Origin of the sequence: uncultured Aquimarina sp. (assembly GCF_947495315.1) — a bacterium.
Taxonomy (GTDB): Bacteria; Bacteroidota; Bacteroidia; order Flavobacteriales; family Flavobacteriaceae; genus Aquimarina.
In genome coordinates this window covers 310,669-322,755 of record NZ_CANLYD010000003.1, presented here as the reverse complement: position 1 = coordinate 322,755, position 12,087 = coordinate 310,669, and the positions used below count along the sequence as shown (strand labels likewise).

General features: G+C 32.4%; 12 protein-coding genes. All 12 read right to left on the bottom strand.

Going from position 1 to position 12,087, the window contains the following annotated elements:
* Window positions 1-18: 18 nt before the first annotated feature.
* The 12 genes from Q0910_RS07240 to Q0910_RS07185 all read right to left on the bottom strand — a co-directional run bounded on the left by Q0910_RS07240 (window position 19) and on the right by Q0910_RS07185 (window position 12,063).
* Window positions 19-366, bottom strand: coding sequence for a YciI family protein (locus Q0910_RS07240; protein WP_299214180.1), 348 nt, complete (start codon window positions 364-366; stop codon window positions 19-21).
* Window positions 367-484: 118 nt separating this feature from the next.
* Window positions 485-1,717 (bottom strand): DUF3999 family protein, encoded by a 1,233-nt coding sequence (locus tag Q0910_RS07235; protein WP_299214177.1) that lies wholly within the window; start codon window positions 1,715-1,717, stop codon window positions 485-487.
* Window positions 1,701-4,019 carry a DUF2339 domain-containing protein gene (locus Q0910_RS07230; RefSeq protein WP_299214174.1) on the bottom strand — a complete coding sequence of 773 codons (2,319 nt, stop codon included), beginning with the start codon at window positions 4,017-4,019 and terminating at the stop codon, window positions 1,701-1,703. The genes Q0910_RS07235 and Q0910_RS07230 overlap by 17 nt, the downstream gene beginning before the upstream one ends.
* A gap of 188 nt (window positions 4,020-4,207) precedes the next feature.
* On the bottom strand, window positions 4,208-4,969 hold the full coding sequence (locus Q0910_RS07225; RefSeq protein WP_299214171.1) for a hypothetical protein: 762 nt from the start codon (window positions 4,967-4,969) through the stop codon (window positions 4,208-4,210).
* Window positions 4,966-5,730 carry a YARHG domain-containing protein gene (locus tag Q0910_RS07220; protein ID WP_299214168.1) on the bottom strand — a complete coding sequence of 255 codons (765 nt, stop codon included), beginning with the start codon at window positions 5,728-5,730 and terminating at the stop codon, window positions 4,966-4,968. The genes Q0910_RS07225 and Q0910_RS07220 overlap by 4 nt, the downstream gene beginning before the upstream one ends.
* A gap of 178 nt (window positions 5,731-5,908) precedes the next feature.
* Window positions 5,909-6,790, bottom strand: coding sequence for a hypothetical protein (locus tag Q0910_RS07215; RefSeq protein ID WP_299214165.1), 882 nt, complete (start codon window positions 6,788-6,790; stop codon window positions 5,909-5,911).
* Between the two features lie 233 nt (window positions 6,791-7,023).
* Entirely contained in the window at window positions 7,024-7,440 is a 417-nt protein-coding gene (locus Q0910_RS07210) for a nuclear transport factor 2 family protein (RefSeq protein WP_299214162.1), read from the bottom strand.
* 68 nt (window positions 7,441-7,508) lie between these two features.
* Window positions 7,509-8,261 carry a DUF6503 family protein gene (locus Q0910_RS07205; protein WP_299214160.1) on the bottom strand — a complete coding sequence of 251 codons (753 nt, stop codon included), beginning with the start codon at window positions 8,259-8,261 and terminating at the stop codon, window positions 7,509-7,511.
* Between the two features lie 489 nt (window positions 8,262-8,750).
* Window positions 8,751-9,257 carry a ferritin gene (locus Q0910_RS07200; RefSeq protein WP_299214158.1) on the bottom strand — a complete coding sequence of 169 codons (507 nt, stop codon included), beginning with the start codon at window positions 9,255-9,257 and terminating at the stop codon, window positions 8,751-8,753.
* Window positions 9,258-9,491: 234 nt separating this feature from the next.
* A complete protein-coding gene (locus tag Q0910_RS07195; protein WP_299214156.1) occupies window positions 9,492-9,998 on the bottom strand; it encodes a cupin domain-containing protein in 507 nt (168 codons plus the stop codon).
* An 80-nt stretch (window positions 9,999-10,078) separates the two neighbouring features.
* The gene (gene sucC / locus Q0910_RS07190) at window positions 10,079-11,272 is read right to left on the bottom strand and encodes an ADP-forming succinate--CoA ligase subunit beta (RefSeq protein ID WP_299214153.1); all 1,194 of its coding nucleotides are present in this window, start codon (window positions 11,270-11,272) and stop codon (window positions 10,079-10,081) included.
* Window positions 11,273-11,427: 155 nt separating this feature from the next.
* Window positions 11,428-12,063, bottom strand: coding sequence for an LON peptidase substrate-binding domain-containing protein (locus tag Q0910_RS07185; RefSeq protein WP_299214150.1), 636 nt, complete (start codon window positions 12,061-12,063; stop codon window positions 11,428-11,430).
* Window positions 12,064-12,087 lie beyond the last annotated feature (24 nt).

The following is a 12,087-nucleotide window of genomic DNA, read 5'->3' as shown; positions in this document are numbered from 1 at the left end:
TTTTAATTACACTTGCGATTAAGCCTCATCTGGCCAAACTTCTCTAACTTCTACAGAAGATTCCCATTGTAATCCAGGGCATCCTTTTGCCATTTCGGTTGCTTCTTCTATTGTTTCTGCCATTACGGTGATATAACCTCCTACTAATTCTTTAGCTTCAGCAAAAGATCTGTCCGTAACTTTCGTGCCTCCAGGGTGAATGGTTTTTATGGTTGGATAAAGACGTTCACCTCCAACATATTTTTCTTGTTCTGCCATTTGCCCAATCCATTGCATCCACTTTTCCATGTGTGCACTTTGTTCTTCCTCGGATTTTGCATCCCAAACGTCGTCTCCACCTTTAAAAAGGAACATAAATTGTTTCATAAGTCTATTTATTTATTGGTTTATATGGTTCTATGACGAAGTAGTTTTTAGTATTTGGACAGCCATCCATTTTTTTTCGACGCACGTCCTCCTAATGGTTCTTATATAGCTGGAAGCCTTACTTCTTTTTCATCATCATCAGTGTAAACCCTCCAAGTAATGCGATAATAACACCCATCACTGCCCACAACCAGATTTTGTTTTCAAAAAGTGGTGCAACAACCTTCTCGCCTTTCTTTTCAATACCTTCTTCTGTTCCTAATTGTATTGTTTTCAGTTTCTCCGGAACTATATTAGACATATATTGTAGATCATACGAAGGTTTACCAATCCTAGCATTTCCGTAGACAAGATAATAGGTGGCAGGTGTTGTAAATCGCGTGATTAGTTCATGCGTATATCCTTTTATCTGGATAGCACCGATTGTGAGTGGTTCATTATCTTGATTGTTAATAATTACTCTTAATTTTTTTGTAATCGTACTATTACATCTAAATTCATTTTCCTCTATAGAATTTAGAATTCCAGAGCTAAGATTTTGATAGTTATAACGCCATCCTTTTTCTCTTTGTATACTATCCCTAAGATATTCTATACGTACCGATCGATAATAATCAAAATTGTTACCACCCTCTATTTTTATATAACTTACTGGAACCGCTGTTTGCAAATCGATATCTATTACGGTACTTCGATTTTGTTTTTTCTCCTGTGTACGCATCGATTTAATCGCATGCATCTTATAATCACCTTCTGTTGTTTCCTTTAAAGTTATCTGAGCATTCTTTAGTTCTGGTGCGGTAGTCCCTTTGATAAAAAGGCGATAATATTGATATTTAGAATCAGGAAGCTTAAGACTTGTGAATGTATACGCCGTTAGTTCATTTCTAATCGAAAGAATACGATAGCTATCTACAATCGAATACCATTCCTTAAGATTTTGGCTTCCTTCTAGGTTAACTAATCTATCAAAATTATCTTCTTTAAAGAATAGTTTGATCTGATTAATTGCCTGGTCAGATGATATTTTGAAGGTTATAAAAGATCCTTTGCTGGTTGTTGCTTTATTTATAATTTCGAAATTAACTTGTTTACTAGATCTTTTCTCCTGATTTTTTTTCAAAATATAAGGAGCTTCTACCGTATCATTTTCTTTTGTAATCCCATAAATTCTAATATCCGAAAGATCAGATGATACGTTTTTAAATAGTTCATCGGGCAACATAATACGATGCCAACTATCGGTAATGCCTTTTAGCTCTCTTTTATACTCATATTTATCGATCTGTCCATATATAGTAGAACAGATTAAAAAAAGTACACAACCTAGTATATTAATCTTTGACCTCATCTGTAATGATATGTTTGTATTTATTATATAAGAAAGAAATAACCAATAATAACAACCCTAAGGACACAAATACGATGGTCTTAGAAATCGTATTAAGGTGCGAAATATCATAGAGGAATAGTTTTATCAATGTAACTCCAAAAAGTGTAAAAGCGATAATCCGTATATGCTTTATCTTTTTCCAAAACCCTAAAATAATCAATAGCAATGAGTACAGACCCCAAAGAATACTTAATCCCAGCTTATCCGAAGATGCGTAGCCAGCCATATCCAACCAATGAATCAACTCACTGCTAATCATCCAAAGAATAGCAATTTGTAATATAATATCAAAGGCTATCTTAAATGTTCTTCCTAGAAACTCTTGTCTCACATATTGATAACAAGCTATCAATAAACCAATACCAAAAGCTAATGAAATATACCGGATACCAATGTGATAAAAACCTGCTTCACCAGATTCGAGAAGCGTTGGACTCAAATAACTTTCTCGTAACTCACTCAATATATAAAGTCCTCTCGTCAAGAAAATAAGTAAAGTAAATAGATTAAGGAATATATTAATATACCCAAAAACCATATTTTTAAACTTCTTGATATTTACAAAAGACAAGACTGTTAAGAAAATTAGCGTATAATTTATTAACCAAATTCCTCGAAACTCTGATCTATTACCCTCAAAAGTATTCCAATATTCTATGATTTCTAAGAAAAAGGCCATGTATAAAATGAACAAAAACATAGCCGAAATCCATAAAGAGATTAATTGATACCAGGTTTTGTAATTCGACCAAGGAAATGGATGTTTATCACTACGATGTACATACAAAATATATCCAAATGAAACTGCACATAGTAAAGATGTGAGCATAGAAATATTAAAAAACGGGATCATTCCGGTTTCTGGTTCTAATGAAGCATGCGAGTATTCTACATAATAAAACCACCAATCCTGAATCAGACTAAAAAAGGTTAATGCAATAATTGGATATGCTAATTTTTCATAAATAGGAACTTTTTTAGTTCTACCTATCCAAAATAATAAAGCAGCTTCTGTAGCCCACAATAGTGTTACCCAATTACCATCTAATTGCACGGGGAATGCAATACTGATAAAGACCAATACCATTCCTGACGTAAAGTAAAATAGATTGCGATCTGCTAACTTTAATCTGTAAATAACAACGCTTACCACAAAATGTATGATCGCATTCACCAAAGTAAATATTCCTAATAATTGTTCTCCTATAGGATGATCATTTAGTATAGAAAAACCAATTCCATAAAAAACAAACGCATTAATCAACTGAAGTATAACATCTCCTGTACCAAACTTCTCTTTTTTCCTGAGTTTATATACTAAGAATATAGAGTAGAATGTAGCAAAAAACACTAGTAAAAAGATAGATGCCAGCTCAAAATGAATGTCAATTTCATAATCTGAAGCATACCACCCAAAATAAATCAACCAAGTAAGGAAAAAAGAGGAATAATACAATGGTTTCCAATATCGCTGCAACGCTATGAATAGAATCCCCAAATTAATGATCGTCATATAACCGAATAGCACTGCTACTTGTCCCGATCCATCGCTTAATAAAAACGGAACTGCATACGCTCCTACTAATCCTATATGAGCAATTACCTGTTTATTATATTGGATTGCTGCAAATACTGTGAAAATGGTAAACAAGACCATTAATACAAATGCGAATAATTGTGGAAAGAGATCATATAAACTATACGCTAAAAAGGTAATAAAATATAATATCGCAATGGCACCACTGACCAAAACCGAGCTAAAATTATGATACTTCTTTTTTAGCTTCATCCCAACTGCTATCAGACCAATACCAGTAAGATATCCTAGTATAATCCTAGTTAACGGGCTTATTAAATCATTATCAATAGAATATTTGGCTCCTATGGCTACCCCAATTATTAAAATAATTACTCCTATTTTACTAATCAGATTTTCACCTATGAATTTTTCTAGATTGGATTTCCCTTTTGGTTTAACAACTTTTTTAACCACAGGTTTCGAAGCTGGTATAACAGGTTGTTTCTGTACTATAGGTTCAATGGGTTTAGATGTATCTTCTGTTGTTTTTAGAGCTGGTTCTGCAATGGGTAAAATTGTTTTTTCTTCTACAATTGGTTTCTCTTTTTGCTCTTCAGAAGTCTTTAACTGATAAATTTCGTGTTTTAAGTCTAGTATTTCTCTATGAAAAACTTCCTGTTTTTTCGAAAGAATCTCCAGCTTTTGAAGGAGCTCATTGATGTACTGTTGATTGTCGGCCATTATTTTTTCAATATAAAAATGAATACACGATTTCGATATTCATCATAGAAATATAGGTAAAAAAAAGAGTCTTCTTAAAATATAAGAACATCTTCTACCTTTTTGATACTCAAAAATATCATTAAAAGAAATCAATTAGCCCCCTGAAAAAAGGGTATTATCCGAATGGTTTGCAGTGTTTATGAATCCTAAAAACCTGTAGTAAATAAATTTCTAGCTCCTCTAATACCACATTTTTGATATTTATGGTATGATTGAGCAGCTCTTTCATCAATCTGACTTCCTGATTCTTTCCTAACCCATCCATCGATTGCAGCCTTTAACGTATATGCTTCAGGAGCCATAAGATGTGTTGTCCACAATATCGGATTAGCTTTTGCTTTTTTAACCTCAGGAGAAAAATAACTTTTACTATAACAAGCCAGAATAATGACATCTCTTGTTTTAGTAACGGATTCTTGATAAGAAACATTCACATCAAAATCCATTAAACCATCATGCCCAACATATGCTAATAAATCTGATCCACCTCCAAAATCTAATACACTCTCTTTTTCTTTTATCTGTATCGGAATCTGACCATTAGATGATTTCAAAAAATCTTCTATACTTGTTTTGATTTTAGCTCCATCATATGCATCTGCTAACATGTAAACGTCTTTAGTAGCGTGTTTAAACAATAATCTTTCTAAAACATTAGAATCTTTAGAAGGAATGCTTCTTAGCAGTGTCCAGTCTCTGGTTTTAACTTTAAAAAACGTCTTTACACCATATCCAGCTCCCCAATATAAATTATTTTTAGGATCCTGACCGTTTCCAATGCTCTTCGGAACGGGAACAATACCTTGATTTATATTATCACACAAAGCAACAAAAACGTGAATGGTTTTTGTCTGACCAAAACATGCTTTTGAAAATAATATAAATATAAGTATCCCTATTATCCTCATTCTTTTATACTTAAAATCAATTCTATATTCTTTTTTTCTATTTCTGTCAACTTGCTGATAGCATCATCATCTGAAGGCATATACCAGGATTTTGATTCGAAATAATCTTGCCACTTTTCTGTTGTAAACATATACCCGTGCGAAGCGAAAATCTCATTTTTAATAATCGCTAATTCTTCTACAGTCTTCTGATTAAGTTCGCCCAGCGTAAAAACTCTATGAGAAAATATATAATTATCTCGTTCAATTGCTTTTAGATCTGTATACGGTTTTGAGAATGTACCATTTTCTTTTATTGGCTGAAACTCCAACCACTCCTTTATCCCAATCTGCTTGCCGTCTCCTAAACAATCCAATTTTTCTCTTGTCTCTTTAAAAACCAATAAATCACTGGAGATAAAAATGGATTCTCTTTTATCATCAAAAGAGCAATCGGCCATTTCTCTTTCATAAGCTATAGTATCAATTCTTTCACCATTATTACTAAATGAAGTTATGGAAGATTGTTCGCAACGGCCTCCTGCACTACATTCTAAAACGGTAGATACAATGATATATTCGTCCGTTTTTGCAACTATTTTTCCTGCAAATAATTTCTCAGATCTTTCCGTAGGACTAAAATCAAAATACTTCTTTGCTAACGCTAACGGAATTTCTTTTTTGGACGAATCAAAAAACAAGAGAAGCCCATTAAAATCATTTTTCTGGGCATAGTTTTTAGAAGAAAGGAAAACAACTATGATTAACAAATATCTTATCATAAACGATATTACTTTTTTAAAAATTAATATAACAGGTTAATCATCAGAAAAAGGGAGGGTAAAGTACAAATCTAAAAAAAAGCCTATCGAAAATTAACAGGCTTTATGATTTTTTTGGAATAATATTTAATTATCATCTCTATCTCACAGTAATAAACAACAAAACTACTTATTATTTCTATCGATATTGATCAATAATGGAAGCATCAACCCAATAAATATCTTGATTACTAGTATAGAAAAAGTATTTCTCATCTTTGGTAACAAATGGACATAATTCATGTCCTTTGGTGTTAATAGAAGCCCCCATATTCTTAGATGTAGTCCAGCTACCATCTTCATTCTTAAAACTGATATACAAATCTCCTCTACCCAATCCTTCTTTGCGTCTCGCGCAAAAAATAACATAAGATTCATCTGGAGCTACAAATACATCTGCTTCGTAATTTTTCGTATTTATAGCATCACTCAATTTCTCTGGTTTCTGAAATTCGCCATTTACTTTTTTTGAAGCATATATATCAAAATTACTATTTTCTGAGATCCCATTTGAACTAAAATACATAGTACCACTATCCGTAAAGGAAATATAATATTCCTCCCCTTTAGAATTAATATTAGATCCGGCATTTATAGGGTCAGACCATCCATTTTCTTCTTTCTTCACATACCAGATATCTATATCTTTTTTATTCCCTTTTCCTGTTAAGGGTCTATCTGATATAAAATAGAGCTCTGTTTCATCAGGCGAAAGAAATGGGTCATTACCACTATATACCGGGTGCGATATAATAGTTTTTGGTACGGTCCAAGAATCTTTTTCTAATTTAGTATACCTGATCTCGGGTCTTCCATTAATATCTACTCCGTAAAAAAATTCTTTTCCATCTTTAGAGAAGATAGATCCAAATTCTGATTCTGAAGGTTTAGAAATTATATTAGGAGCAAATATTTCTGGTTGTAATCCAGGAGGTTTTTGATTTAAGTATAAAATAGATTCTTCATTGTTTTGAGCATATCCTAATATAGGTAGTATAACAAAGAAAAAGAGTGTTCTCATAATTTTTAATTTCATCATTGTTAAATCTTGACAGTTTTTAAAACGTGATTAATACTACTTCTTAATCGCACTAAAATCTTTGCTTCAATTATTCCATAATATTTTGACCATGAAATTCATTAAAATCAAACAGAGTTTTTCATTTAATGCAATTTAAAACTAATGTACATCTATATATACTATACCTGTTTAAACGTATAATGTTACATAATACCTCGATTTTTCTTTATAAATTACTTTTTATCGTGTGGTTTTCTGTAGAAAATTTTACTAACTATTTTCCATTCACCATCAATTTTCAATAAATTCATGTAATCAATGAATGAAAAAGTAGCATACTCTATTTCTAATCTGGCACTGGCAGCATGACCAGAAATATCAATATTTGTAATTTTAGTTTTTCGATTCTGCTTAGGTCCGGGTTTCATCCCTTTCTTAAAAAACTCAATCGCATTAACTTCCTGATAACCATTACTAATATATTTCATGGTAGCATTCTTATGAAATGCTTTTTTAAGGGTTTCAAAATCGTTTTTTGTGCCTCCTTCTAAATAATAGTTTACCGTTTGCTCTACCAGTTTGCGATCTGATTCTTGAGCAACTGTAATGGAAATTGTGAGTAATAAAAATAATGTTAGAAAATTTTTCATGATGCCTGATTTTAAAGGTATAATTTATTTAAATCCGATTATGATTTTAATTAGATTCTACTGAATTATCACTCAATACTTTTAATAATTATATCTGATCCAGAATAGCTATCATCATGATATTCATGCCAGTGTCTAATTCTTGGTATAATAACTCCTTTGTAATTAAAATCTTTTTCAAAATATAATCGTTCTCCTTTTTTAGATTCATTCGGAAATATAATCTCTAACCCTACCAATTTGTAATCTGAAGTTCTTATATATAACTTCCAAAATTTAGAAAATATCGCTTTCTTTAATTCTAATTCAACTCCATAACTCTTTTCATTATTAAAATCTACAACTGTAGTAGTATCAATACTTTTTAAGGTTTGATCATTCAATGTCATTGGTAAGCCATACATTATTTGATAAAATTCCTGATACACACTACTTCTTTCTGATTGTAATCGATATTTAGCAACCAATACAGAATCTATAGTTTCAGAATTATTTAGTAATACCCTGGTAAGTCCATTCTCTTCTACGATATGGGTAGACACATATTGATCTCTATTCCGCTGAAGTTCAAATGAACCAGTAGTGTTATTCATTTTTATAATAGAATATCGAACCGGATTTGCTATTCTAGGTTCTTGGATATGAACTTCAAAACTTATTTCCCCCCAAACATTCGAAGGATCATGATATTTTTTACTTTTTTGTAAAATTTCTCTTCCGTTTAACTCTTCTACAGGTACAGAACATCTAATTAAAAAGAACAGTGACCCTAAAAAAATACTTTGAAAAAATATTGTCTTTATTGTTTTCCTAGCAATCATTCTAAAGGATTAGTTATTTACACACTACTAATCTATAAAATCATTTTTGCAATCTATCCTAATAAACTCTTAATCCATTACAAAATTAAATTCATCAGGTGCGGTATTTCTAGTCTTATTTATTTAAAAAATGAGTAAAAAAAATAAGCATGCGATCACATGCTTATTTAGGAGTTTATTCTATAATTCTAATACTCGATAATCGAGATTTGAATCGTTCGAGCTGGTTTACCTAACTTATAACTTAGGGCATCTTTTACAATTACTTTTACCCTTCTTCTTATATTTCTTGCAACATTTTTTCTTTTTCCCACCACAACTAACTTCGCAATTCATTGCTGCACAAGGTGAATATAATGAGGTCATTCCGGAATTCTGCACTAGTATTTAATTTTTATTGAATCTAAATAAAGCGCAAAAATATAAAAAAAAGACTCTCAAAAAAAGAATCTTTTAATTTTATTTAGTTACTTATTAACAACCAGTTACCTACTCCTGTTGTGAATTACTTATCTGAAAGGTATTAATATCTCTATCGAATAAATAATGTCCTGATTTATCATCACCGATAATTTTTAATTTATCTAATAAAGTTCTCGCTACTGCTTCTTCTTCTAATTGTTCTGCTACATACCACTGCATAAAATTATGCACATTATAATCTTTATGTTCTAGACATTGAAAAATAACATTATTGATCTGCGCAGTTACAAACTCTTCACTTTCTAAGAAAATTTCGAATAATTCTCTTAATGAATTAAAATCATTTCTTGGTTTTTCGATAGCAGGTATTACTGCTTGTCCATTTCTTTCATTAATGAATTTGACTAGCTTAGTCATATGAACACGTTCTTCTTCAGATTGCGTATAAAAAAAGTCGGCTATCCCATTATAGCCGTTTACATCAGCCCAACATGCCATAGAAAGATATTGTGCAGACGCCGTAGCTTCATATCGTACTTGTTCATTTAATGATTTCTCTATTTCAGGTATCATATTTCTTTAATTTCTTGTAATTTATAATATTATTTAAATGTGAAAAGGAACTCGCCAATAATCATCTCCGATGTGTATCAAAAGTTTTGTTGCGGCTCGTTTCATTTTAATGAACTAAAAGTACATAATTTATAGTCTTTTCAATAGTTTTGACTAGTGTTTTCAGCTAATTTAAAATAAGACTATTTAATAATCCAAGAATCATAAACAGTTCTCTCCTTTTTCTTTATAAAACTATTGGCGAGTATATTGTGTAATTATCTCCGAATGATCAGGATATTGATTTACCAAAACATCCCTACCAGCCAGCTCAAAATCGGCAAAATCAAAACCAGGTGATACCGTGCAGCCCACAAAAGAATAGCCTTCTGCGTCTTTTACACTAGAAGCAAACCAACAACCCGCAGGCACTACCAACTGAGGAGATTCTCCTTGATCCAGATTCATTCCTACGGCATATCTAGTATACACTCCTTCTGGAGTAATCACATGTACATACAACGAATTTCCTCCATAAAAATGCCACATCTCATCTTGTTTAATACGATGAAAAGCTGAAAAATTTTCTGAAGTAAGTAGAAAATAAATTCCTGTACAATAATTACGATCTCCAGAGAATTGATCTTTTAAAACTGCTTTCGGAATAACACCATCACTTCTATAAGTCTCCTTATAAAACCCACCTTCGGGATGTGGTGTCATATTGAGCATAGTAACTATTTGTTCTACTTTTTTATCCATATTACTAATCTTTCGCAAAAAAAAAGAAGCGACCCAACGTATGAATCGCTTCAAAATATATTATAAATCTTTGTTAGATATTATGCTAATACTGCTTGCACTTTATCTGCAGCCTCCTGGAACTGTACAGCACTCTGTACATCCAATCCACTGTTATCGATTAATTCTTTAGCAATATCTGCATTGGTACCTTGTAAACGAACAATAATAGGAACATTAATAGCATCTCCCATATTTTTATACGCATCCACTACACCTTGAGCTACTCGATCACAACGAACAATTCCTCCAAAAATATTGATTAAAATTGCTTTTACGTTCTCATCTTTAAGGATAATTCTAAACGCTTCTTCCACACGTTTAGCATCCGCTGTTCCTCCAACATCAAGGAAGTTAGCCGGTTCTCCACCAGCTTGTTTGATCAAATCCATTGTTGCCATCGCAAGACCAGCACCATTTACCATACATCCCACATTACCATCAAGATCTACATAGTTAAGTCCTACTTCATTCGCTTCAACCTCAATTGGGTTTTCCTCGCGAATATCTCGCATATCCACATAATTCTTATGACGGTATAATGCGTTATCATCAATTGTCACTTTAGCATCAACTGCCATGATCTTATCATCACTTGTTTTTAAAACAGGATTGATCTCAAACATAGAAGAATCTGATTTTACATAAGCAGTATATAATGCCATTACGAATTTAGTCATCTCTTTAAACGCACCACCGCTTAATCCTAAGTTAAAAGCAACACGTCTAGCCTGAAATGGTAATAATCCTACTGAAGGATCTACTTCTTCAGTAAATATTAAGTGTGGAGTTTCTTCTGCAACAGTTTCGATATCCATTCCACCTTCTGTAGAATACATAACCATATTTCGTCCAGTAGTACGATTTAATAATACAGAAATATAAAATTCGTCTGGTTCACTATCTCCAGGATAATATACATCTTCTGCAACTAACACTTGATGTACTTTCTTTCCTTCTGCTGATGTCTGAGGAGTTATTAAATTCATCCCGATGATCTGTCCTGCTATATCCTCAACTTCCTGAAGATTCTTAGCAAGTTTTACTCCACCACCTTTTCCTCGACCACCTGCGTGTACTTGTGCTTTGATCACGTGCCATCCAGTACCTGTTTCTGCAGTTAATTGTTTTGCAGCAGCAACTGCTTCTTTTGCATTCTGTGCAACAATACCGCGCTGGATACGCACACCAAAGCTGCTTAATATCTCTTTACCTTGATATTCGTGTAAGTTCATAGTCTTATTTTTTGCCTTTTGAATAGGAGTCCCAAAAATAGGAAAAGTGAAGTTACTGTGCCAATCTTTTGTGGTAAAAAAAGTTATATTAAAATAGGAGTCTTCTAATCTAAAAAGTAACCCTATAAATTATCTGAAATTGAAGGATCACTTAATTATAGTTCGAAATCCTCGAAATCCAGTGGGTCAAAATTTTTAAAGTGGCCATTCATTTTAATTACTTCCTTAGCACGATTCATTTCTCTAACTACAGGAATCGTAATTTTAAGATGACCAATCAGGTAGTTCAGTCGCTCCAGTTCACTTCTTAACTTTAGTAGATGATATTCCTGATGTAACGCTAACCCAACCTTATGTGCTACTTGATAACTCACAAATGGAATATTAAAAATAGGAGGTTTTTCGATGGTTAGTTCCACATACAAAATAGCAATATTTTTCAACAATTCTTCCTGGAGTTCTTCTGCTCCATTCTCCCTATCTTCTAAATATTCAACATCTCCTCCTGCATATAGTTTACCTGGTAATTGTTTATGAAAACTCTTGATTCTAAAAACTCTCGTACCCACACAAATCACATCACTGGCGCCATTAGGATGTCTTTTTTCTACTTTTTGCAGGGTAACCTCGGTACCGTATTCCAATTTTTTGTCAATATAGGCTGGTACCCCAAACGAGATCCCCTCAGTTTCGCAATCAGAAATCAACTGCTGATATCTCTTTTCGAAAATATGAAGAGGTAATCGCTCACCTGGATACACTACTAATTGTAAAGGAAAAAGTGCTAACATTTTTTATTTTAAAAATACTAAATA